The sequence below is a fragment of the Streptomyces sp. NPDC059740 genome, from assembly GCF_042733155.1.
Classification (GTDB): Bacteria; Actinomycetota; Actinomycetes; order Streptomycetales; family Streptomycetaceae; genus Streptomyces.
This window is the reverse complement of sequence record NZ_JBHWGP010000007.1, coordinates 60,349-83,625: the sequence shown is the minus strand read 5'-3', so window position 1 is coordinate 83,625 and position 23,277 is coordinate 60,349. Positions and strand designations below refer to the sequence as shown.

Here is a 23,277-nt window from a genome sequence, read left to right as displayed (position 1 = left end):
CTGGCGCGTCGCCGTCAGCTGAAAACCGATGCTTCACCGACACCGCCCGCCCGGTGCCGAGGGTGGCTGACGACCGGGACCGTGCGCTCCTCACCGCCCGCCGCGGAATGACACCGAACAGGTGGCGCTCTGCCCTCCGCCGAGGTGCGAACACCGCGACCGCACCACGCGGTGACATTTGTACCGGCCGGGTCGGGACGGCTCGTTCTACCGTGGGGGAGTGCCGCTGCGGGACGCTCGGTGACGTCGGAGGACCGAGCGGACGCAGGAGCGGCAGGACATGGGCGCGACGAAGACGATGACGGTGGAGCAGGCGCAGCAGGCGGCGCGGGCGGCGGACTTCAGGGGCCTGCCCCTCTGGTACTTCCCGATCATGGGCTGCCTCGCAGGCGTCTTCGACCTGGCCCGTGTCCACCCGGTCCTCTACTGGGCGATCCCGGTCGTGGTGGGCGCCAACCTGGTTCTGACGCTGACCGTGCTGCGCACCCGCATGCGCCTGATGAAGGCGTTGTGGCGCAACAGGCGCACCCGCCTCCTCGTACTGGGCCTGGTCGGCGTCCGCTTCGCGGTGCGCGGCGCACTCGGTGCCCTGGGCTTCGCGCTGGGCACGGCCACCGGCGGGACCCTCGTCGGCGTCCTGATGGCCGTACTGGGCACGGTCATGGCCTGGGGCGACCAGTGGCTGATCCTGCGCACACTGCGTTCCTCAGCCGCCGCACCCGCGACCGCCTGAGGCAGCTGTGGCCGGTACCCGCGCGGGCCACCGCCGCCTTCGACCGGTGCAGCCGTCGAGGGCGAGGACGGCTCGGCCCGGCGGCCGATCCCGTTGAGGCGGACCGGCACGAGGTCCTGCGGGAGCCGCCGCCGGCCCGCTGAGCACAGCCGGGCACACGCCGGTGCGCCTCCGGCGGCCGGGGCCGGGCAGCGCCGGAATCGCCGTCACCGCCCCGCGGGCTCCCCGGCGGTGACGCCCGCCTGCCGGGTGAGATCCTGCTCGATCTGCTCCAGGCTCCGCCCCTTGGTCTCGGGGACCTTCCGCAGCGCGAACACCGTCAGCGCCGCGCAGACCACCGCGTAGACGGTGAAGGTGCCCGCCCCGCCCAGCGCGTCGAGCAGGCTCAGGAAGGTCAGCGAGACCAGGAAGTTCATCGTCCAGTTCGAGAACATCGTGGCGCTCATCGCCGTGCCGCGGACCCGCAGCGGGTACAGCTCGGAGGGGATGACGAAGACGACCACGTTCAGCGTGGTGGCGACGGCAGCGATGTAGAGAACCACGAACAGCACCGCGAGCCAGGCCACCGAGGAGCCGCCGGCGGCCAGCGTCGTCGCGAGGCCCGCCAGGGCGACGGTCATCACCAGGGCACCGGCGGCCAGCAGCCGCTTGCGGCCGAACCGGTCCACCGCCGCCATGCCGACCGGAGTCATCAGCAGGTTCACCAGGCCCACGCCGACCGTCGCCAGCACGGACGAGGACGATCCGAGCCCGCTGCTCTCGAAGATCTTCGGGGCGTAGTAGATGACTGTGTTGACGCCGGACGCCTGGCCGAGGATCTGGATGCCGATCCCCGCGACCAGCGCCGGCCGCACCGACCGGTCCGTCAGCGCCCGCAGCCTGCCGCGGCGGGAGTCCCGGGCCTGCGTCTCCCTCACCCCGGCGGCCGCCTCGGCCAGTGCCCGCTCCACCGCCTCCGGGCCGTCGGCGCCCCGCAGCCGCGAGAAGACGGCGCGGGCGCGGTCGGAGTGCCCGTTCAGGGCCAGCCAGCGCGGGGACTCCGGCAGCGCCAGCATCCCCGTGCCGAAGAGCACGGCGGGCAGCGCGGCGAGGCCGAACATCCAGCGCCAGCTGTGGGCGACGTTCTCCAGACCGTAGTTGGCCGCGTAGGCGAGCACGATCCCCAGGGTGATCATGAGCTGGTTCAGGCTCACCAGCCGTCCCCGGTAGCGCGGCGGGGCGACCTCGGCGAGGAAGACCGGCACCACGTTGGAGGCCACGCCGATCCCCAGGCCCAGTACCACCCGCGCCGTCGTGAGGAGGACCGCCGTCGGGGCCAGCGCCGCCAGCAGGGCGCCCACCGTGAAGACTCCGGCGGCGCCGACCAGCACCGGCCGCCGCCCGTACCGGTCCGCGAGCGTCCCCGCCCCGGCCGCCCCGATCATGGCCCCCACCAGGATCGAGCTCACCACCACACCGGACGCCAGCGAGGTGAGGTGGAAGTCCTTCTCGATGGCGAGCAGCGCACCGGATATCACGCCGGTGTCGTAGCCGAACAGCAGACCACCGAGCGCGGCGACCATCGCGACGCCGATCACCGGTCGCAGCCCGCCGCCCCCCGGTGTCACGGTCGTTCCTTGTGACGCCATGGGCAACGTCCCTTCACGTACGGCGGGTGGCCGCCACCCGGCCGTGCGCCGGGACGCCCGGCGGACGGCCCGGCAGCCGGCGAAGAGTGCATCGCCTGCCTCAGCATCCCGCATTGGATGGGTCCAATTTGGCATTGCTCTTGGATTTACACAAGAGTCGACGTAATAATCGACGTATTGGTTGGTACCTATCTGGGTGCCTCATCGGACGCCGTCGAGCCGACTCGCGCCTCGCGGTGGGAGCCCGGTGTCTTCGGGCGGGACGAAGGAGTGGTGTGAGTGGCCAGGACGGCCAAACACGAGGAGCTGCGGCTGGCGTTGCTGGCCGAGACCGCGGGCGCGCCCCCGCACACCCCGTTGCCCACCGAGCGGGAGATCGCCGCCCGCCACGGGGTGTCCCGCAACACCGTCCGGCAGGCCATGGACGCCCTGGTAGCGGCCGGCAGCGTCTACCGCGTGCAGGGCGCCGGCACCTTCGTCTCCCCGGCCGTGGTGTCCAAATCCCTGACCCTCACCTCGTTCACCGAGGACATGCACGCCCGCGGGCTGGAGCCCGTCACCCGGGTGCTGGCCGCCGAGACGGTACGGGCCGGCCGCCGCATGGCCGAACTGCTGGAGACCACCCCCGACGCCGAGGTGGTCCGGGTCTGCCGGCTGCGGCTGGCCGACGGCTCCCCGATGTGCCTGGAGAACGTGCACCTCCCCGCCCACCGAGTCCCCGGCCTGCTCGACGCCGACCTCACCGGCTCGCTCTACGACCTGCTGGCCGAGCGGCACCAGCTCCTCATCCGCTCGGCCAGACAGATCGTGCGCGCCGCCGACCTCGACGACACCGAGGCGGCGCTGCTCGGCGTGGCACCCGGCGGCTCGGGACTGCGCGTCGAGCGCGTCGGCCTGGACCACCGCGAGACGCCGGTCGAGGCGACCACCACCACCTACCGCGCCGACCGCTACGACATCCGCTTCACGGTACGCAGGACGCAACCATGACCACAGCCCCCCGCCCACCCGCCGCACCGCGTCCGCTCCTCGGCGTCGACGTCGGCGGCACCAAGATCGCCGCCGGACTCGTCTCGCCGGACGGCACCCTGCTGACCTCCCTGGTACGGCCCACCCCCGCCGCGCAGGGACCCCTCGCCGTGCTCGACGCCGTGGCGGCCGCGGTCCGGGAACTGCCCGGCCACGAGGCCGCCGCGGGCCTGGGCATCGGTACCGGCGGCGTCGTCGACCGCCGGGACGGGGTGGTGCGCTCGGCCAACGACCTGCTGCCCGGCTGGGCCGGCACCCGGCTGGCCCAGGAGCTCTCGGACCGGCTCGGGCTGCCCGTCGCCGCCGACAACGACGCCAACGTCTTCGCCCTCGCCGAGCAGACCTTCGGCGCCGGCTCGGGCTGCGACTCGGCGCTGTACGTCAGCGTGGGCACCGGCATCGGCGGCGGCCTGGTCGCCGGCGGCCGGCTGCTGCGCGGCGCGCACTCCACCGCGGGCGAGTTCGGTCACATCGCCGTCCCCGAGGCCGCCGGCCGCCCCTGCAACTGCGGCCGCGCCGGACACCTGGAAGCCGTCGCCGCGGGACCCGCCATGACCGCGCTCGGCCGCGAACTGACCGGCCGTCCGGACCTCAGGGACCTGCGCGAGGTCGTCACCCTGGCCCAGGCCGCGGACGGCACGCTCGCCGGGGCGGCCCGCACCGCCCTGGCCACGGGCGCCGGCGCGCTGGGCCGGGCCCTGGCGGGCCTCGTCAACACCTTCGACCCGCAGCGGGTGGTGGTCGGTGGCGGCGTCGCCTCGGTCGGCGCCCTGTTCTGGGAGCCGCTCACCGCCGCGTTCGCCGCGGAACTGCTGCCGGGACCGGCCGCACTGCGCCCCGTCATGGCGGCGCTCGGCCCCCGCGCCGCCGTCGTCGGCGCCGCCGCCCTCCTCCTGGAGGACCGCGCGTCCGGCGCGGAGTGACCCCCGCCCTGCCCGCCCGACCCCGCCCCCGGAGCCCCCGCCGGTTTGACGCACGACCGGTGTGAACCCACCAGAAAGGCCGAGCATCCCATGACCGACCCCGCGCCCAGCCGGACCACTCTGCCCCCCGAACGCGTGCGGGAACTGCTCGACGCGCTGCGCGGCCGCCTCGTCGTCTCCTGCCAGGCGCCCCCGGGAGATCCGCTGCGCGCGCCCGAGCACATGGCCGCGATGGCCGCTTCGGTGGCCGCCGGCGCGCCCGTCGCGGGTATCCGCGTGCAGGGCACGGCCGACATCCGTGCCGTCCGCGAGGTTGTCGACCTGCCCCTCGTCGGACTCTGGAAGGACGGGGCCGAGGGCGTCTACATCACCCCGACCGCCGCCCACGCGCGCGCCGTGGCCGAGGCGGGCGCGGAGATCGTGGCCGTCGACGCCACCGACCGGCCCCGGCCCGACGGCCGCCCGCTGCGGGAGACCGTCGAGGCCGTGCACACCATGGGGCGCCTGCTGATGGCCGACGTCTCCACCGCCGCCGAGGGCGTCGCGGCCGCGGCGCTCGGGGCCGACCTGGTCTCCACCACGCTCTCCGGCTACACGTCCCACAGTCGGCAGCAACTCGGCCCCGACCTGGAACTCGTCGCCGAACTCGCCGGTCTGATCGACGTCCCGGTGGTCGCCGAGGGCCGCCTGCACACCCCCGAGCAGGCCGGAGCCGCGATCGCCGCCGGTGCCTGGGCCGTGGTCGTCGGCGGTGCGATCACCGCGCCCGCCGCCATCGCGTCCCGGTTCGCTGCGGCGCTGCCCACGGACGGCTGACGGCTCATCGCTGCCGGCCCGCCGCGGCAGAGGCGGACCGCGGGGCGGCGGCGCCTGCCGGTGCGGACCGGGGCTCGCGGCCCCGCCGTTCGCGAGACCGGGGCCGCGACGCCGGTCCGTGACCCCGCGCGGCCCCATCGGCTGGGGCCGGGCCGCTCCCGGCTCCGCGGGCCGCCCCGACGGTCCCGCGACCGTCCCGGATCGGCGGTCGCGGGTCGGCGGGCTGCGCCATGACCCCGTCCGGACCGGCACGCCCGCCGGCCCCGGCCGGGAGCTCAGCGTCCGTGTCCGGACCGGCACGCTCACCGGCCTCGGTCGGGCGCTCAGCGTCCGTGTCCGGACCGGCACGCCCGCCGGCCCCCGCCGGGAGCTCAGCGTCCGTCCGGGCCAGGGCTCGTAGGATGAAGCAATGATCTTCATCGTCGTCAAATTTCCCGTGAAGCCGGAGCACGCCGAGGACTGGCCGCGCCACGTCGAGGCGTTCACCACCGCGACCCGCCGGGAGCCGGGCAACCTGTGGTTCGAGTGGTCGCGCAGCCTCGAAGAGCCCGACACCTACGTCCTGGTCGAGGCGTTCCAGGACGACGCGGCCGAGGCGCACGTCACCTCCGACCACTTCCGGGCGGCGCTGGAGACCATGCGCCCGCTGCTCCGCCGGACCCCCGACATCGTCAGTACCACCATCCCGGGGGCCGAGGGGTGGAGCGCCATGGGGGAGATCACCATCGACTGACCGGGCCGGCCGCCGCCGGCTGAGACGGCATCGCCGCGGAACGCAAAGACGCCGCGGTGGTCGTGCGGGACCGCCCGTCGGACGGTCTCCGCACGACCACCGCGGCGCACTGGTGCCCCGCCGCCGCCGTCGCGTCACCCGGCCGCGCGACCGGCCGGACGGTGCGCGCCCGGTTCGGCCGGGGCACCCGCCGCCGCCTGGGCGCCGAGATGGTCGCGGACCGCGCCGGGGTTGAGCAGCCGGTTGAGACGCCCCGGAACGTCGAAGCCGACCAGCAGAACGACCAGGATCGTCAACGCGAAGGTCAGCACCGCCAGCGACCTGCCCAGTTCCATCCCCTCGGCCAGCCGCGCGCCCAGCACCGGCGCCACCGCCCCGCCGAGCGCCCCGACGTTGTAGGTGAAGCCGAGCCCGGCGCCCCGCGTCGCCGTCGGGAAGTGGCCGCCGATGTAGCGCGGCAGCAGCCCCGAGATGCCGAAGCTGAGGGCCTGCAGGACGAAGAGCAGCGCGCCGAGCAGCAGCAGGTCGTCCTTGACCGCGAACACCGGGAAGACCAGCACCAGCGAGGCCACCAGGGTCAGGGCGTACGCCTTGGTGGTGCCCAGCCAGTCACCGACGAACCCGGCCAGCCAGCACCCCGCCATGGTGCCGAATCCGGCGAAGTACATCACGTCGGTGACCTGGCCCGGGCTGTAGTGCAGGACGCTCTTGAGGTACGTCGGCAGCAGTGCCTGGATGGGCCAGGTGTAGAGGAACGCCACGAAGACGGTGACGATGAGCGACAGGTAGAGCAGCCAGCCGCGGCGCCCGCCCAACTGGACGGCGAACGCGGCGAGCGCCAGCCCCGCCAGCACCGACAGCACCGGCACCAGCCCCGCGCCCACCGGGGTGAAAACACAGAACAGCGACCCGGCCGCGACCACCGTCAGCACCACGTTGACCAGTGCCCTGCTCGGGGTGGCGAACAACGGGGCGAAGGGGTTCGGTGGCTTCTCGCCCCGCGCGCTGACCGTCGCCTTCCACTCCTGCGCCTCGGGCAGCGAACGGCGCACCCACAGCGCGATGAGGACGGGGAGCAGCCCGATGTAGAACATCCAGCGCCAGCCGAAGGCGGGCACCACCCACTTGTAGACCTCCGCCGCGGCCACGGTGCCCAGGGAGTAGCCGGAGATGAGGAAGCCGGAGGCCCGGTTGCGGACCCGGGTCGGCCAGCTCTCCAGCACATAGGTGGCGCTCGCGCTGTACTCCCCGGCCATGCCCATGCCGATCGCCAGCCGGGCCGTGAACAGGCTGAGGTAGTTCCAGGAGAACCCGCAGGCGAAGGTGCCCAGCGAGTACAGCAGGATGCTGACGATCATCGCCGTCTTGCGGCCGAAGCGGTCCCCGAGCGCGCCGAGAGCTGCTCCGCCCAGCCACCGGCTGATGAACGCGGCGGAGACCAGGCTCGCCGCCTGCACGGTCGTCAGCCCGAAGTCGTCGCTGATCTCGGTGAGCACCAGGGTGATGAGCACGAAATCGAAGCCGTCGAGGACGTAGCCGATCCAGGCGGCCAGGAACGACTTCCACTGGGTCGCCCCGACTTCTCTGTACCAGGGCGGACGCGGGGCGGTGGTCGGTTGCACGGTGACTCCAGGGTTCCGGACGCTCGCCGTCGAGCGCGGTGGTCAGTGCGTTTCACGGAGGGGCGGGTGGGCCGGGGTGGCGACGGTACCGCCGCCGTGAGGCGGGCCCTCGGGGCGTGCCGGGTGGCTGCTGCCGGGGGCCCTGCGGTGCGTACCCGCCTCCGGCGGCCTGGCGGCCGGTCCGGCTGGGGGCCGGGCGGGACGGACGAGCCGGGGGACGGGTGCGGTGACGTGACCGGTGGCGGCGGCTGCCGGCAGACGCGGCCAGGCCCGTGGCGACGGTCCTAGGTGTGTTGTTCGGAGAGGTTGGTGACGGTTGCCGAGGCGGACGGGACCGGTCGCGGCTGTCGCCTGGGCCGCCGGGGCGCGCCCGTTCCCGCGGTCCGCATCCGTCGAAGCAGGGGAGCGGGCGGCCCACCGGATGCTGCCGGGCGAGCCCGGAGCCGGTCCACGGCACCGCGCCCGGCCCCGGCCGTCACCGCACCGGTGTGAGCCCGGCGGCGGTCAACCGGCGGCCGACCTCGGCCACGGAGGCCTCGCTCAGCGGCTGCTGCGGCAACGCGGTGGCGGGGTGGTCGATGAGGCCGAGCAGGTGCAGCGCCGCCTTGAACGAGCCGAGCGCCGAGGAGGAGCGACCCATGTCGGCCTCGGGACCGACGTCCACCATCGAGAACAGCGCCGTCAGCCGCTCCTGTTCGGAGACTGCCCGGGCCCAGTCCCCGGCGAGCGCGGCCTCGTACAGCCGGACGTACCCGGCCGGATCGACGTTGCCGATACCGGGGACCACGCCGTCCACCCCCGCCAGCAGCGCAGCGTCCACGGTGAGTTCGGAGCCGGTCAGCACGCTGAAGCCGGGCGCCGGGCCGTCGCCCCTCGCGTCGCGGCCGCCGAGCTCCACCAGCAGCCGACGCAGCCCGCCCTCGTCGCCGCTGCTGTCCTTCAGCCCTGCCAGCGTCCCGTCCACGGCCAGCTCGCGCACCAGCCCGGCCGGCAGCTTGGTCGTCACCGAGACGGGGATGTCGTAGGCGAACAGCGGCAGGTCCACGGCCGCCCGGATGCCGCGGAAGTGCGCGGCGATCTCCCGGGGATGGGTGCGGGTGTAGAACGGCGCGGTGGCGACGATCGCATCGGCGCCCAGGTCACGGGCGCGCCGGGCGTGGTCCACGACCCGCCCCGTGGTCGTGTCGATCACCCCTGCCAGTACCGGCACCCGCCCGTCGGAGGCCTTGCGGACGGTCTCCAGCGCCGTGTCGCGCTGCCGGTCGGTGAGGTAGGCGACCTCGCTGGTCGACCCCAGGGCGAACAGGGCGTGGACGCCGCCCTCGATCAGATGGTCCACCAGCCGGGCCAGGGAGGCGGTGTCCACCTCGCCTTGCTGGTCGAGGGGGGTGCACACCGGCGGTACGACGCCGCGGAGAGGAGTGGGCAGTGCCATGGGGTGGCTCCAGGTGGTGCGGAAGGGCAGCGGGGAGGCGTCCGGCCTCGGCCTTGGGCTCACCGGTCGACGAACGGAACCCGAGGACCGGACATAGGACATGGGATGTCCTATGTGTGGGTCACAATAGGCACGGGAGAATCCCATCGGTCAAGGGTTCCTGGCTCGGCGGTCGGCACACGGAGAGGGAGATCACATGCCACGCGGCACGATGTCGGAGGACGTCCAGGGTCAGATCAAGCAGCTCATCCTGGCCCGGCGACTGGTCCCCGGCGACGCGCTGCCCACCGAGGCGGAACTCGTCCAACTCCTCGACGTCAGCCGCAACTCGGTCCGCGAGGCGCTCAAGGCACTCCAGGCGATGCGGATCGTCGAGATCCGGCACGGTTTCGGCACCTACGTGGGCTCCCTCTCCCTGGACCCGTTCGTCGAGGGGGTCGCCTTCCGGGCGGCGGTCCGCCACCACCAGGGCGAGGCCAGCCTCTACGAGCTGATGGAGGTGCGGGAGGCGCTGGAGGCCGGACTGATCGGCGCGGTGGCCAGCGGCCTGCCCGCCGAGGACCTGGCGGTGCTGCACGGCCTGGTGGACCGGATGGCCGAGGAGGCGGCCGCGGGCAGGGTCGAGGTGCTCACCGACCGCTCCTTCCACCTCGCGCTCTACCGTTCGCTCGGCAACCACCTGCTCAGCGAGGTGCTGGATGCCTTCTGGGACGCGCTGCGCCGGGTGCGGGACGACTTCGACGGCAGCCCCCACGCGGACCCGCTTCAGACCTGGCAGCAGCACCGCGAGATCGTGGCGGCCCTGGAGGCGGGCGACGGCGACCGTGCGGTCGAGGCCATGCACCGGCACTTCGACGGGCTACGGGAACGGCTGCGGCCCAAGGGGTGAACGGATTGGTGGGGATGCCGGCATGCCGGTCCGGTGCCCCGGCATCGCGCAGCGGCTGTGCCGGCTGCGCGCAGAGTCCGGCCGTACTGCCGGGGTCCGTCCTCGGGCAGGTCTCGCCCGGAGCGGGACGAGGCGAGAGGGACCGATGACGGGCACACTGCACGGACGCGCGGAGCGTGCCGCGGCGGATCTGGCGCAGGCCGAACAGGCTCTGGCGGAGGGGGCGGCCGTGGTGGTGCCCAACCCGGCACCACTCACCCACGTCGTCACCGCCCGCCGGGCCTCCACCGTCAACGAGGCGAAGGGCCGCCCCGCCGGTCAATCCGTCGCCCTGTGGGCGCACCACCCCGACACCCTCAGTGCCGTCGAACAGATCTGGGCCCTGGGCCCCGAGGAGCGCGCGACAGCCCGCCGGCTGCTGACGCAGGAACGTCTCACCGTCCTGGTACCCGTCCACGACGGCACCGGCACACCGGACTGGGCGCCCCCGGCCGTCAAGGACGGCTGGATGCTGCTGTTCGGCGCCCGCTGGGAGTCCCTGCGGCCCCTGCTGGACCGACACCCGCTGCTGTACGTCTCCAGCGCCAACCGCACCGGACACCAGCCTGCCGCCACCACGGCCGAGGCGCTGGCCATGTTCTCCGACGCCGTCCCCGTCCTGACGGTGCCGGAACCGCGCGACGCACCCTCACCGGTGTCCGGAACGCGGCGGCGCGCCACCACCACCGTCCGCCTGCACTCCGACGGCCGTCTGGAGCTCCACCGACACGGCGCTCAGGACCAGCACCACGCCGATCCCGCCCACTACCTGGAAGAGCTGCAGGAGCGGTGCAGGCAGGAGACCCGGGACGCGGCCGCACCATGAGGGGGGACGGCTGAGAGGCCGGGGCACGTCAGAGACCCTCACCCCCAGCCCACCGGGCGCTCGCCCGGTGGGCGTCGGCGGCCTCCTGGGGCCCGCCCGCTCGCGCGGTGCCGCGACCGGGCGGGCCCGGCCTCTTCCACCCGGCCGACAGCCAACAGGTCGGCCGCACGCTCCGGCCCCGGACTGGACGACGGCGCGAGGTGCACCGTCGACCAGGGGCAGCGCAGTCCTCGGCGCGCACGCCGAGGAACCCGCCCCCCGGGGTTCGCTTTCCGTGTGGTCGAGCAACACCTGCCGGAAGCAGGCGTACCCCCGGCCCGGACCGTCAAGGCTCGGTACCTGGCAACAAGCGGGGACCCGTGCGCTGTACGACGGTGGACAGCAGACCGGATACCGGGCCGGGCCGCGCAGTGGTCGCCGCCCTCGCGATCACCTCGGCAGTGTGGTGGGAGCCGGTGTCGTGCGGTGGTCCAGGCCGCTGATCAGGTCGGGGATGCGGCGCGAGCGGTACCGGGGCGGGGTTGTACAGTTACCGGTGGTGCCGTTCGTCCGGGCAGGCTCCCGGGGGTGACAGGTCCCCGGTCGGTGCGGGTGCGCTGTGCCGTACGCCCCGCAGGACGGTTCGTGCACCGAAGACGAACCACAACGATCCACCTCTGCCTGACGCAGAGCTGGCGCGACCGCTCGGCGGCCGCGGTCCCCTGCCACGCGCAGCGCCACCTTCCCGGTGCGGACCACGCGGTATCACTCGGTTCCGCGCGAGAGGACAGCTCTCGGCACGCCCACCGGCCGTCACGGCCGCCGTGTCACCAGGCAGCAGAAAGGCCCAGGTCGTGGCATCCGCCACCACTCGCAGCCGCCCCGGCTACGTCCGCCTGCTCCGAACCCCCGGTGCCTGGACGTTCCTGCTTCCGGGGTTCCTGGCCAGGCAGCCGTTCGCCATGCTGACCATCGGCATCCTGCTCCTGGTCCAGCACACCACCGGCTCCTACGGCGACGCCGGCACGGTCTCGGCGGTCACCGGCGTCGCCATGGCGCTCGCCGCCCCGCGCTGCGGCCGGCTCGCGGACCGGTTCGGGCAGCGCGCGGTCCTCGTACCCTGCGTGCTGCTGCACGCCGCGGCGGTGTCCGCCCTGGTCGTACTGGCCCTGGCGCACCTGCCGTTGTGGCTGCTGGTGGTGGTGGCGGTGTGCGCCGGTGCCACCACGCCCCAGGTGGGGCCGATGGTGCGGGCGCGCTGGGCGACCCGTCTCTCGGGCGGTGAACTGGCGGCCACCGCAGCGGCTTTCGAGTCGGTCACCGACGAGTTCACCTTCGTGGTCGGCCCCGTGGTCGTCACGGCGCTGTGCACCGGCCTCCACCCCGCCGCCGGCCTGACGGCGGAGCTGGTGCTGACCGTCCTCGGTGGTCTGCTGTTCGCCTCCCGCCACGACAGCCAGCCGCCGGTGCGCACCACGTCCGGTGGGCAGCGCTCGGCGGCGTCGGCGCTGGCCGTCCCCGGGGTGCGCGTGCTGGCCGTGGCATTCCTGGGCATCGGGGCGGTCTTCGGCGGTATGCAGGTCTCGCTGACCGCGTTCACCGACGAGATCGGGCAGCCGGGCCTCAACGGGCTGCTCTACGGGGTGTTCGCCACCGGCAACATGCTCGCCGGCGCAGCCTGCGGTGCGCTGCCGCGCCGGGGCGGCGACGTGCGGCGCATGCTGATGGCGTACACCGTGCTGGTGGTGACGCTGACGCCGCTGTGGGCGCTGGGTTCACCCGCGCTGCTCGCAAGCGTGAGCGTGCTGATCGGCCTGGGGCTGGCACCCGGCCTCGTCACCGGGTACGCGCTGGTGGAGCGGCTGGTGCCGGCGTCGGCCCGCACCGAGGCGTTCACCTGGCTGACGGGGGCGGTGGGCCTGGGACAGGCAGCCGCGGCAACGATCACCGGGCGGCTGGTGGACCGTTACGAGGCGCACAGCGGGTTCCTGGTCCCGCTGGGCGGCACACTGGCCGCCCTGGTGGTGCTGGTCGCCCTGCGTGACAGACTGCGGTCCCGCACGGCAGGCCGGATAGCGGCCGCCGGCGGGTCCCGCACCGGTGCCGGGGAGCGGCAGGCGGCAGGCGCGGCACCGTCGGAGGGGAGCTGCGTTCCGATGGCCGACGGGCCGGTGGACGCGGAGGACGATCCGCACCCGCCCGAGGACGGCGTCGCCGACGCAGAAGCCCCGCGCCAGGTGTGAGAGAGCCGCCACCGTGAGGAAACGGCCGTGGCAGGTCGGGTGATGGGGCGCTCCGCCACGGAGTTCTCTCTCCCTTGTCGTCCCGTGCGGGCGCTTTGGCACTGGCACGCGACCTGCTCGGCCGCAGTCGCGGGCAACCCACCGGCCCTGCCGCGCTGCGCTCCGGCTGGGCTGTGGTCAGTCGCTGACCCCCCAGTCACATCACGGCTGCCCGGTCTGCCTGTTGCGGTGTTGCGGTGTGAGGGCGGGCACGGGACCCCCGTCACCCCGGAAGCCTGTTAGTAGGCCGGATCAGCATCATGTGCCCCTGACACGGTCCGGCCGGACGCTGCCTGCTACGCCGGGCCGTAGGTCACATGTTCGCGCCGGTCGGGAGCCGGTTCCCAAGGTGGTGGACGTACCGGGGAGCCAGCGCCGGACCGGGCGGGAGTCCTTCTCGCCTGAGCCTGACACCGGCCCCATGACGCGCCCGCCGCGTCGGGCACGCACCGGAGCCTCCGGGCCTGGGTGCTGCCGCCGACAGCCTGTCGGCCTCCCCACGATGTCCCCCGTATGGAGAGGTACGCCATGACTGCCACCACCCTCACGGCCACCCGTTTCCGCAAGTACACCGTCGCCGGTATCGCCACCGCCGCTGCCGCCGCTGCCGCCGCGACTCTGGCGCCGACTCCGGCGCATGCTGCCCCGGCCCCCACGCACGCCCCCGTGAGCGTGTCCGCCGCCGCTGTGGCCCACCAGGCCGACAAGGCCAAGACGGCCAAGGGCGACGCGAAGGGCGCGCAGGCCAAGGAGGCGGCGAAGGTCGCCAAGCTGGTGGAGCAGGGCAAGAAGAAGCACGGCGACAACCTGGACGGCTGGATCCGCACGGCGCTGGACGTGATGCACTACGAGCACATCCCCGGCAGCTACCACGGCATTCACAAGAACATCATCCGTGAGTCCGGCGGTAACCCGACCGCGCAGAACAACTGGGACGTCAACGCTCAGAAGGGCGTGCCGTCCAAGGGTCTGCTCCAGGTGATCCAGCCCACCTTCGACACCTACCACGTCAAGGGCACCAAGGACTCGCTGACCGACCCCGTCGCCAACATCGTCGCGGCCACGAACTACGCGGCCGACCGGTACGGCTCGATGGACAACGTCAACTCCGCCTACTGATCAGGCCGAGCGGACTGACACAGCCCGTCTGAGCTCCGGGGACAGCTGCCCCGGTAGCCGGGAGCGGCGGGGCTCAGGCGCACCGGTGAGGCCGGGCAGGGAGACACCTGCCCGGCCTACCGGTTTCCCGGTGCGTGCCCGTGTGCTGCGACTGCTGTCCATACCTGCCGGGCGGGAACCTCGGCTGCGAGGTTCCCGTCGACGACCAGGTCGCACCTGTGGCGCAGGGGTTCGACGTGTTTGTCGTGGGCGGCGCGGCGGTGGTTGCGGTAGTTGCTCAGCAGCACCTCCAGGGGGGACCCCTCGCGGAGGCACTTCCGCTCGATCTTGCGTACCAGGCGCAGGTCCGCGGCCAGGTCCACGAACACGTCGAATCGGGCTCCCGCACTGCACGGAGCGACATCGCGGACGAAGAGCCCCCTCGACGATGACGACGGCACAGCAGGCCAGAGCAGCCCCGGTATCGCGCCCCAACCGCTCCATGTCCAGCGAGCGGGGATCACCCACATCCAGCCGTGGGACCCCTGTCTCATCGCGGACCCACACGCCCCGCCCGCGCACCTGGAAGTAGTAGTCGTCACCGTGCAGCACGCATACCGGCCCCGCAGGGGCACTACTGGCCATCACCGCGGCCAGAGTCGTCTTCCCCGCACCGGCTCCTCCGCTCAGCGTCACCAACATCCCAGGCACCTCCCACCGCCATCCGCGCACTTCCGCGCCGCCCAGACCTACCACGCGCCGGCGTCAGTCGGTGGCTGCGTGGATGCCGAGTGCGACCAGGGCTGCCGTCACGGATACGGCAGCCAGGCCCGGCGGTACCGCCCGTCGCTGGTCCCCGCGTCACCGCCGCAGCCGTGCGACCACCTTCCGCGCCAGCGCCTCCAGGTCACCGGCGGGGGACGTGGACAGTGCCGGCCGGTCGGCGAGCCAGTCCGACTCGACGGCGAACCAGTCGATCGCCGCGGGCGCCCTGTCCTCGCGCAGCGCGTTCCGCAACTCTGCCAGGAAGAGGTGCCACCGCAGACGGTAGAGGCCGCCGACCAGCCCGGACCACTCGCGGTTGGCGTAGTCCGCCAACTGTCCGTCGTCCGCCGGGACGCGGCCCGCCCAGGTGGTGATCAGCGACACCGCGTCCCCGGCGTACCGGTCGCGCTCGGACGCCGTGCCACCCCAGGCACGCGCGTCGGCCACCCACCGGCCCAGCAGGTGACCCCGGTCCGTCGCCACGATCTTCTCCAGCAGGTCCATCCAGTCCAGCCACTGCGAGGACAGCCGCGCCAGGGTGTCGCCGTCCCGCGCCTCGAAGGCCGCCCGGATGAGCGGCAGCAGGGTCCGGGAACGGTTCGCCACCGTCTGGCGGGCGACGTCCATCAGGTCGTAGCGGTAGGCCGGGCCGGAGCGCAACGCCGGTGCGACGGCCAGTAGGTGGGGCAAGGCGGCTTCGAATGCCCGCACGTCGTACCGGGCCTCCTGGGGCGACCAGGCCGCGGCGGAGGCAACGTCCAGCGCGGGGCGAGCGGAGAACAGGCTGTCCTGCGCCTCGCTCCAGCCGTCGGCGCGCGTCGTGCCGTAGGCCGTCGTCCGTAGTACCTCCCAGGCCGCCTCGGCGTGCGCGTCACGCCGGCCGTACCGGGAGAGGCTCCAGTCCCGGAACCAGACCTTGAGGTCGGGTGCGGTTCTCGCCCACGCCAGGTCGCTGAAGAGGGCGAACGCCGCAGGGTTGTTGTCGGCACCCTCCGGCATCAGCGCGATCCCGTCGAGAGCGCTGCCCGCCTTGGTGCGCCACTTGGTGAACAGGTCGTGCCAGTCAGGGGTGTTGGCGCCCATCGTGGTGTGGCCGCCGAAGTTCCAGATCGAGCCGAAGGCGTACGGGGTGCCCTGCCAGTCGGACTCCCGGTCGGTGACGGTGGGGAACCGGTCGCTCAGCCCGTCGAGGATCAGCATGCGCGAGCGGTCCACGGCCGCCAGGATCTCCGCGCGGGGGTTGCTCTGCCAGCCGAGGACGGCCCACACCGCCCCGGGGCGGGCCGTGTGCAGCGCGGTCTGGACGGCCTCAGCAGCGGCGCCGACCGGCACGTCACCGGGATCGCCGCCTTCGTGGAGCAGGTCCATCTTGTACATGGACGAGCTGCCGAGCAGAGCCTCCTGGTGGGCGTAGAAGGAGGCGGCGACGGCGCGGAACGCACTCGACCGCGGGTCCAGCCAGTCGGGGCGGCTGAACCCGCACCAGGTGCCCTGGGGCACGGTCGGCGCGCCGGAGTTCCGGTCGCCGAACCCGACCGGAACCGTCCCGAAAAAGCCGGGCAGTACGGGGGTCATGCCGAGCTCGCGAAGCCGGTCGGCGATGCGCCGGCCCAGCGCGGCGCGTTCTGCGAGCGTGCCGGCGGACACCGGACCGCCGTAGCCCGACATGTTCTGCAGCAGCCACCACGGCTGGTGGGCGGGTCCCGGGACCCAGGCCCGCGCCTCCTCCTCGGTGTAGCCGAACTCGCGCAGCACACGGTGGTAGACGGCGTCGGTCCCGATGGTCAGCAGCACCGCGTTGTAGCCGTGCAGCGCGAGCACGTCCAGCTCGCGCTCCCAGTAGGCCCAGTCGTGGTAGGCGCCGGTGTACCCGTCGTTGGTGTCGTTCAGGGCGAAGCGGTGGCCTACGACCGCCTCGCGCGCGATCTCCGAGGGCACGGCCGGCAGCAGGCCGGGCAGTTCCGTCTGCTGCCCGTTCCAGGAGAAGTGCGCGCCGGCGACCTCACGCAGGTAGGTGTGGAAGCCGGTCAACCGCGTGCCGGGCGTGGTCCCCTCCACGAGGATCGCCCCCCTGCGGCCCGTGACGCGGAAGCGGTCGCGGCCGGAGGACGACAGCGGCAACGGGCGGAAGGAGACCTGCCCGGCGTGGCGCGGAAGCAGGCGCCGCAACGCCCGGCCGACCGCGTCCGCCGGGGCGGCGAGGGCGTTTCCGGCACCAGTGCCGGCCAGGACGGCGGCGCCGGCGAGGGCTCCGAGGACGGAACGGCGGGAGTGCGGCATCACATGGCCTCCGGTCGGCGGGGGAGTCCCCGGTATCCAACGCCCGCACTCGCGGGGGCGCCAGGACTCTCCCTCGCCGGCTGTTGGACTTATCTGAGAGCGCCGTCGCGGGAGCCGGCCCCCGCCGGCACCCTCACGGCGCCCGGGGACCGCCAGCGCTGAGCCCGAGGTGGGCGGGCAGGAGCTGGTGACCGTTCCTGATCAGGTCGGCAGCATCGCGAGCTTCTCCGAAGGGCCGAAGTCCGGATCGCCGGCCGGATCAGGAACGCGTGACTGAGCGCGGCGGCGACGTCGCCGGCGACTGGCCTCACCCCACCGGCCTGCACCCGGGCGCCTCCGCCCAACGGCACCCGCAAGGGCTTCCCTTGCCCGTAGACGCTCTTCGCGCGGTGTGCCGGCCGCAGCGCTCCTGCGGGACCACCGCTGAGGCACCGGCCACGTCCGTCAGGCACCGGGACCCGGCAGCGGGTTCGCCGCTTCGGCGTCTGCTGGACTTCGCTGTCGCGCGAGCCCGGCCGCAGCGAGTGCGAGCAGGACCGTGGGGGACGGGACAGCCCGCGGACGGGCGGGGCACACCGCGTCGCTGTACGTGCCGGAGCGCACAGACGCTGACGGTCTCGTCGGCCGCCGACTCACCGGTGTTCTTCGCCGCCGGTCTTCTGCACGTGGGTGGTGTCGACATCGACGAGGGCACCGTCGGCGCCGGTCGGCTTCATGTGCGGCACGCGGGCACCGTGTTGGTCGACCAGTGTGGAGTGTGGCTCACCGGGTTCGAAGGTGTGCTGTTCCCCCCACTGGCGCAGGGTGAGGAGGACGGGGAAGAGGTCGCGGCCGGCGTCGGTGAGTACGTAGTGCTGGCGGCGTCCCGAGGGCGCGGTCTGTTGGGCCAGGACTCCGTGGGCGGTCAGCTTGCGCAGGCGGTCGGCGAGGATGTTGCGGGCGACGCCGGTCCGTCGCTGAAACTCGGTGAAGGACCGTGCCCCGTCCATCGCGTCCCGGATGACCAGGAGGCTCCACCGGTCGCCGACGAGGTCGAGCGCGCGGGCCACCGGGCAGTCGGAATCGGTCCAGGCAGAGCTCGGAGTGCTTGTGGCGGGGCGCGGCACGACACCTCCCGACGAGTTGCGGATCAAGACCATCATGCCCTACCGTCAAATTGGTTTCACTTTGCTACTCATCTTTTCGGGGGAGCGATGGACGTATGGCGACGGTTACTCCTCGCGGCCGTGTGCGGCGTAGCGGTAGCCGGCATCTATGCTGCGCAGACAGTGCTGCCACCCATGGCAGAGAGCCTCGGGGTGACGGCGCGGCACGCCGGGTGGATCGTCTCGACCGGCCAGTGCGGCTACCTGGTCGGCCTGGTGCTGCTGGTGCCGCTCGGTGACGTGGTCGCCGAGCGGCGTCGACTCATCGCGGTGCACATGGCCGTCACCGCGGCAGGCCTGCTCCTGACAGCTGTCGCTTCGGCCGCGTGGACGGCCTTCGCAGGGCTCGCGCTGGCCGGAATGTTCGCAGTCGTGGTGCAGACCACCGTGGCCTACGCCGCGTCGGTCTCGCCGCCTGCCGAGCGCGGACGCAACATCGGCGTAGTGACGTCAGGCGTGGTGGTGGGCATCCTGGGCGCTCGGTTCGTCACCGGCGTGCTCACTCAAGCGTGGGGTTGGCGAAGCACATACGCCGTGCTCGGTGTGCTCGCGCTCACCTTCGCCGCCCGCGCCCTGCGCGCGCTGCCGCCCGAAGGCGGAGCACGCCGGCCCGCGGGCTACCGAGAGGCCGTCGTCCCGGTCGGCGGGCTGTTCAGGCAGCGTCTCTTTCTGCTCCGGGGCCTCATCGCGTTCTTCCTGTTCGCCTCTTTCGGCACCCTGTGGAGTGCTCTGTCCCTCGCGCTGGCGAACGCGCCGTGGCATCTGAGCGAAAGCCGGATCGGACTGTTCGGCATAGCCGGACTCGCCGGCGCACTGGGAGCCGCGCGCGCGGGACGGTGGGCGGACGCGGGGCGCGCGATCCCGGTCAGCGGCCTCGCGCTGGCTCTGCTCATCCTCTCCTGGGCTGCAACCGCTCAGTTGTCGTGGTCCCTATGGGCGCTCGGTGTCGGCGTCGTGGTGCTCGACTTCGCGGTCCAAGTCGTACACGTGAGCAACCAACACTTCCTCACCACCGTGTATCCCGAGCGCACCAGTACCGTCATCGGGGGCTACATGGTCTTCTACTCCCTCGGCTCCGCCCTGGGTGCAGCCGCCACCACCGCCGTCTTCACCTCCCACGGCTGGGTCGCCTCAAGCCTCCTCGGGGCCGGATTCGCAACCTGTGCGCTGATCGTCTGGGCAACCGACGCACGCCGACGTTCCAGGGTTTCGAAGAGCGGTTCCGAGGCAGCGGACACGCATCGTGGCGAGGAGGAGAAGAAGAGCGAAACGGACCAGGTCGACCCGGTGGCGGATTGCCCCCAGGTTTCCTGAGAACCTCTGGCCTGCACCCACCGCGCCTCTGTGGCGGAGAGCCGCTCCACTTTCTTCTGCGTCAGCGCCGCGGCCCGGCCCCGCGGGGGTTCCGCCCCAGGCGCCCAACTTCACTGCAGGCTCCTGCTCTCAGTCCTTCTTCGGGAGAAAGTCAGACTCACTGTCGGATGTCCACAAGTTCGGTTCTGGGTCGACTTCTGCGGTCGGGGCACAGGTCGCATGAAGGAACCTCCCGTTGATCCCCGCTGCCCGCCGGTGAACCAGGGACGGCGCGGACCCGAAAGTGGGACCATGCGGCAGTGCGCTGGGGTTGGCGGGCTCCGAAGAGACGGGAGGCGCGGGGACGATGGCGGTCGGACACCGTCCTGGTCTGGTCGTGTCGGCGGTTCTGACCACTGCCGTGACGGCGGTGACCTCGATGGCGGAGAACGCCGCCACGGGGCAGGACCACTGGCCGGGTCCCCTGGAGGAGGTGCGGCGGCACGCATGGCCCGTACTGGCCGTGGGATTGGCCGTGGCTTTCGTGATCGCCCTGCGCTCGTTACGCCCTTCGTCCGTCCCTGCCGGCTTCCCGGACGATCCGCCGCCTCCGACGGCTCCGACGGTTCCCGAGTGGGTGGTCGACCGGGACCAGGTCGACCAGGTGGTGGCCGCGCTGCGACAGGAGCGACGATCAGCCACCGTCGGCATCACCGCCGCTGCGGCCCTCCACGGCGCGGGGGGTTTCGGAAAGACCACGGTGGCGGAGCTGGTCTGGTCGGACAGACGGGTACAGCGCCGGTTCGGAGGGAGAATCTACCGGGTTGTCCTGGGGCGTGATGTACGCAGCCGCGCGGAGGTGGCCGCGAAGGTCTGCGAGGCCGCGCGGTTCATCACGGGCGACGCCACGGTCTTCGAGGACCCTGAACTGGCCGGGGCACACCTGGACCGGCTTCTCAGGGTGCGCCCGCCGACATTGCTCATCATCGACGACGTCTGGTGGCCGGAGCAGATCCGGCCGTTCATGACCGGGGATGCCGGCCAGTGCGTCCGGTTGGTGACTACGCGCGTCCCTGACCTGCTGCCCCAGGGAGCGCAGTGCGTGCTCGTCGACGAGATGTCCCCGCGCCAGGCGGAGAGCCTGCTGACGCGGGACATCGATCCTCCTTGGCCGCCGGACATCCTGCAGGGTCTGCTCGACGTGACCGGTCGCTGGCCACTGCTGCTGCGACTGGTCAACCGGCTCGCCGCACGCCGCATCGCGACGGGCGCCGATCCCACCGCCGTGGCGGCCGAGATCATGGAGCAACTGCGTCGGAGCGGACCCGCCGCGGTTGATGACCCGACCCTGTCCGTGGAGTTGGACGACCCCCGCCAGCGCAACAAGGCCGTGCGGGCCACGATCGAGGCTGCCGCACTCCTGCTGCCTCCGGGCGGGTACGAACGGTTCACCGAACTGGGCGTCTTCGCTGAGGACGAGTACGTTCCCGTCTCCCTCGTCGCGGGACTCTGGCGGGTGACCGCGTCACTGAGCGAGTCCGCGACCCGCGACCTGTGCACTGTGCTCGCCAGGATGTCCCTGGTTCATCTCGACCCCGGCGGAGGCGGCCGCCTCAAGCTCCACGACGTGATCCGCGAGTTCCTGCGAGCCCGCCTGGGCGGGGAGAGCCTGCAGCGGTTGAACTCCGTCCTCATCGAGACCGCTGCGCGCACCGTACCGGCCGCTGATCCGCGTCCCGGAGACGGCGCGGGCCCCGAATACGCTTGGTGGCACATTTCTGACAGGTACCTCATCGACCACCTGACGGCCCACCTGTCCGAGGCGGGCCAGGAGGAGCAGGTGACAGCGCTCGTCACCGACCTACGCTGGATCGAGTGGCGCCTGGATCACGGTGGCGTCGCAGGCGTGGTGTCCGACTACGACCACGCCGGCGGCCACGGTGCCCGTTCCCCGGGCGAGTACCTCTCGGCGACCGCACACCTGCTGGGGCCCACCACGCCTGCTCATGCCCGCGCCTCAGTGCTGCGGGCCAGGTTGGGCGCCTATGCCCCCTGGCGGGAGCAGGCGTTGGCCTGGCAGTCATCGCACCCCGTGCTCCGGCCTCGCTGGGCACTTCCCGACGTCGACCAACCGGACCCGAACCGCAGGACCATACAGCGGCCGGCCGCCTATCGCGACCGTCTGGTGCGCCAGGTCGCCATCTCTCCGGACACCACACGCGTCGCCGCCGTTTACGGCGCAGGCGACGTCTGCGTGTGGGATCCGGCCGACGGCCAGGTGATCAGCGTCCACTCGGCGGAGGGAACGGAGTCCGTACGCACGGTCGCCCTCTGCGCCGACTCGGTTCGGATCGCAACGGTCGAGGGCATCGACAGGGTGCGAGTGCGGAATCCCCACACCGGTGAGGTGCTCAACCTGCTGCCGGGTGCGAGCGGTGGCCTGGTTCGGGCCGCCGCCTTCTCCCGGGGGCTCTCCCACCTCGCAACGGTCCATGGACGGGGGACTGTCCACGTCTGGGACCTCGCCGGCAACCAGCTTCTCCACTCGTTCACACCCGGCGTCGGGGTGGACACGGTCGCCCTCGCAGCCGACGCCTCGACTCTGGCTACCGCAGATCACTCCGGGACCGTGCGGATCTGGGACCTTGAGGGGCACCGCGCGACGCGGACGCTCACCGACGGCGGCGGCCCCGGCATCCAGGCCCTCGCCTGCTCCCGCCGCGACGGTCAGGTCGGTATCTCGGCGTTCGACGGGACGGTGAACCTGTGGGACGCGGCCACCGGCGAGGCTCTGGGAGTGCCCGGGGCACCGGCACGGTTACGAGCGGCGGCCTTCACCCCCGACGTCACCGCTCTCCTCTACGTGGACGTTCGCGGTGCGTGCGGCCTCCTACGCCTCAACACCGTACCGTCGGACACGCGCCAAGGCTCGGCGGGTGCAGTCGAAGGGGAGGACGACAAGGGCGTCGAGACGATCGCCGTGACACGGGACGGCGCTCAGCTGATCGTCGGCAGGCGCCTCGGTTCCCACCAGATACGTGACATCGACACCGGCCGCGTCGAGCGGCGCTGGCAGCACGACACGATCATCGGGTTCCGGCCGGTGCTGTCGCCTGACGGGGCCACGGCCGCGAGCCTGGACGGTGCGGGGAACGTGCGGTTGCGCCATTTCTACGGTCACCATGAGGGCCCGAACCTCAACACCTTGATGGGGCCCGTCATCAGCACACGCAAGCCGGTGCGGCTCCTGGCACTGTCCGCTGGGACGAAGGCGTTGGCGCTCGTCGATGAGGTCGACGCGGTGCAGATCTGGGATGTTCACAGCCACACCCTGTTGCGCTCCCTCAACGCCAGGAACGTCACCAGCGGAAACTTCTCGCGAGACGGCAAACAACTGGCCACTGCTGACCGCCATGGAACGATACGAATATGGGGGGCCCGCTCGGGAGACGCCGTGCGCTACCTGACCACTGACCCCGACCGAGGAGAAGTCAACGGACTCTCCTTCTCTGACAACGGTGCCTGGATCGCCGCCGTTCAAAGCCGGGGCACAGTGCGGGTCTGGGACTTCGACGACGACCTCATCACGGAGATGCGCACCAACGGCTCCCTCGCGGCATGTCGCTGGTTCGACGATGACCGGGCGCTTGCTGTCGGTGGTTCTCGAGGGCTGTACGTGTTCGACTTTGAGGCTGGGGTCCGACAGTTCCACCAGTGAAACCTTCTCACCGGCACCCCGTCTCACCGGCACCTCGGCACCCC

Annotated in this window: 17 protein-coding genes; 11 read left to right on the top strand and 6 right to left on the bottom strand. The window is 72.5% G+C overall.

What is annotated here, in order from left to right:
* Window positions 1-280 precede the first annotated feature (280 nt).
* Window positions 281-733 carry a hypothetical protein gene (locus tag ACFV3R_RS11520; RefSeq protein WP_385579346.1) on the top strand — a complete coding sequence of 151 codons (453 nt, stop codon included), beginning with the start codon at window positions 281-283 and terminating at the stop codon, window positions 731-733.
* A gap of 206 nt (window positions 734-939) precedes the next feature.
* On the opposite strand, the gene ACFV3R_RS11515 is transcribed toward ACFV3R_RS11520, so the two are convergent.
* Entirely contained in the window at window positions 940-2,340 is a 1,401-nt protein-coding gene (locus tag ACFV3R_RS11515; RefSeq protein ID WP_385579343.1) for a sugar porter family MFS transporter, read from the bottom strand.
* A gap of 300 nt (window positions 2,341-2,640) precedes the next feature.
* Between ACFV3R_RS11515 and ACFV3R_RS11510 the strand changes: the two genes are divergently transcribed.
* From ACFV3R_RS11510 to ACFV3R_RS11495, 4 genes are all read left to right on the top strand, one after another.
* Entirely contained in the window at window positions 2,641-3,351 is a 711-nt protein-coding gene (locus ACFV3R_RS11510) for a GntR family transcriptional regulator (RefSeq protein WP_385579340.1), read from the top strand.
* Window positions 3,348-4,313, top strand: coding sequence for an ROK family protein (locus ACFV3R_RS11505; protein WP_385579337.1), 966 nt, complete (start codon window positions 3,348-3,350; stop codon window positions 4,311-4,313). Before ACFV3R_RS11510 ends, ACFV3R_RS11505 begins: the two co-directional genes overlap by 4 nt.
* Before the next feature lie 90 nt (window positions 4,314-4,403).
* Window positions 4,404-5,129 carry an N-acetylmannosamine-6-phosphate 2-epimerase gene (locus ACFV3R_RS11500; RefSeq protein ID WP_385579334.1) on the top strand — a complete coding sequence of 242 codons (726 nt, stop codon included), beginning with the start codon at window positions 4,404-4,406 and terminating at the stop codon, window positions 5,127-5,129.
* Between the two features lie 409 nt (window positions 5,130-5,538).
* Window positions 5,539-5,862 (top strand): putative quinol monooxygenase, encoded by a 324-nt coding sequence (locus tag ACFV3R_RS11495; protein WP_385579332.1) that lies wholly within the window; start codon window positions 5,539-5,541, stop codon window positions 5,860-5,862.
* A 134-nt stretch (window positions 5,863-5,996) separates the two neighbouring features.
* Here ACFV3R_RS11495 and ACFV3R_RS11490 read toward each other — a convergent pair whose 3' ends face one another.
* Together ACFV3R_RS11490 and ACFV3R_RS11485 are read right to left on the bottom strand one after the other, a co-directional pair.
* Window positions 5,997-7,484: a sialate:H+ symport family MFS transporter gene (locus ACFV3R_RS11490; protein WP_385579327.1), complete on the bottom strand. Its 1,488-nt coding sequence runs from the start codon at window positions 7,482-7,484 to the stop codon at window positions 5,997-5,999.
* 475 nt (window positions 7,485-7,959) lie between these two features.
* Window positions 7,960-8,919: a dihydrodipicolinate synthase family protein gene (locus tag ACFV3R_RS11485; RefSeq protein ID WP_385579324.1), complete on the bottom strand. Its 960-nt coding sequence runs from the start codon at window positions 8,917-8,919 to the stop codon at window positions 7,960-7,962.
* A gap of 196 nt (window positions 8,920-9,115) precedes the next feature.
* Here ACFV3R_RS11485 and ACFV3R_RS11480 point away from each other — a divergent pair, with 196 nt between their 5' ends.
* From ACFV3R_RS11480 to ACFV3R_RS11465, 4 genes are all read left to right on the top strand, one after another.
* Window positions 9,116-9,808, top strand: a complete 693-nt coding sequence (locus ACFV3R_RS11480; RefSeq protein WP_385579322.1) for a FadR/GntR family transcriptional regulator — start codon at window positions 9,116-9,118, stop codon at window positions 9,806-9,808.
* Window positions 9,809-9,953: 145 nt separating this feature from the next.
* Window positions 9,954-10,673 (top strand): hypothetical protein, encoded by a 720-nt coding sequence (locus tag ACFV3R_RS11475; RefSeq protein WP_385579319.1) that lies wholly within the window; start codon window positions 9,954-9,956, stop codon window positions 10,671-10,673.
* A gap of 833 nt (window positions 10,674-11,506) precedes the next feature.
* Window positions 11,507-12,895, top strand: coding sequence for an MFS transporter (locus tag ACFV3R_RS11470; RefSeq protein ID WP_385579316.1), 1,389 nt, complete (start codon window positions 11,507-11,509; stop codon window positions 12,893-12,895).
* A gap of 567 nt (window positions 12,896-13,462) precedes the next feature.
* On the top strand, window positions 13,463-14,053 hold the full coding sequence (locus ACFV3R_RS11465) for a transglycosylase SLT domain-containing protein (protein ID WP_385579313.1): 591 nt from the start codon (window positions 13,463-13,465) through the stop codon (window positions 14,051-14,053).
* A gap of 116 nt (window positions 14,054-14,169) precedes the next feature.
* Here the strand turns inward: ACFV3R_RS11465 and ACFV3R_RS11460 are convergent, their stop codons facing one another.
* The 3 genes from ACFV3R_RS11460 to ACFV3R_RS11450 all read right to left on the bottom strand — a co-directional run bounded on the left by ACFV3R_RS11460 (window position 14,170) and on the right by ACFV3R_RS11450 (window position 18,183).
* On the bottom strand, window positions 14,170-14,421 hold the full coding sequence (locus ACFV3R_RS11460; protein WP_385579310.1) for a hypothetical protein: 252 nt from the start codon (window positions 14,419-14,421) through the stop codon (window positions 14,170-14,172).
* 472 nt (window positions 14,422-14,893) lie between these two features.
* The gene (locus ACFV3R_RS11455; protein ID WP_385579307.1) at window positions 14,894-17,077 is read right to left on the bottom strand and encodes an alpha-N-acetylglucosaminidase; all 2,184 of its coding nucleotides are present in this window, start codon (window positions 17,075-17,077) and stop codon (window positions 14,894-14,896) included.
* A gap of 632 nt (window positions 17,078-17,709) precedes the next feature.
* Entirely contained in the window at window positions 17,710-18,183 is a 474-nt protein-coding gene (locus tag ACFV3R_RS11450) for a winged helix-turn-helix transcriptional regulator (RefSeq protein WP_385579912.1), read from the bottom strand.
* An 87-nt stretch (window positions 18,184-18,270) separates the two neighbouring features.
* Between ACFV3R_RS11450 and ACFV3R_RS11445 the strand changes: the two genes are divergently transcribed.
* Both ACFV3R_RS11445 and ACFV3R_RS11440 read left to right on the top strand, forming a co-directional pair.
* Window positions 18,271-19,536: an MFS transporter gene (locus ACFV3R_RS11445; protein ID WP_385579304.1), complete on the top strand. Its 1,266-nt coding sequence runs from the start codon at window positions 18,271-18,273 to the stop codon at window positions 19,534-19,536.
* 376 nt (window positions 19,537-19,912) lie between these two features.
* A complete protein-coding gene (locus ACFV3R_RS11440; protein ID WP_385579301.1) occupies window positions 19,913-23,233 on the top strand; it encodes an NB-ARC domain-containing protein in 3,321 nt (1,106 codons plus the stop codon).
* Window positions 23,234-23,277 lie beyond the last annotated feature (44 nt).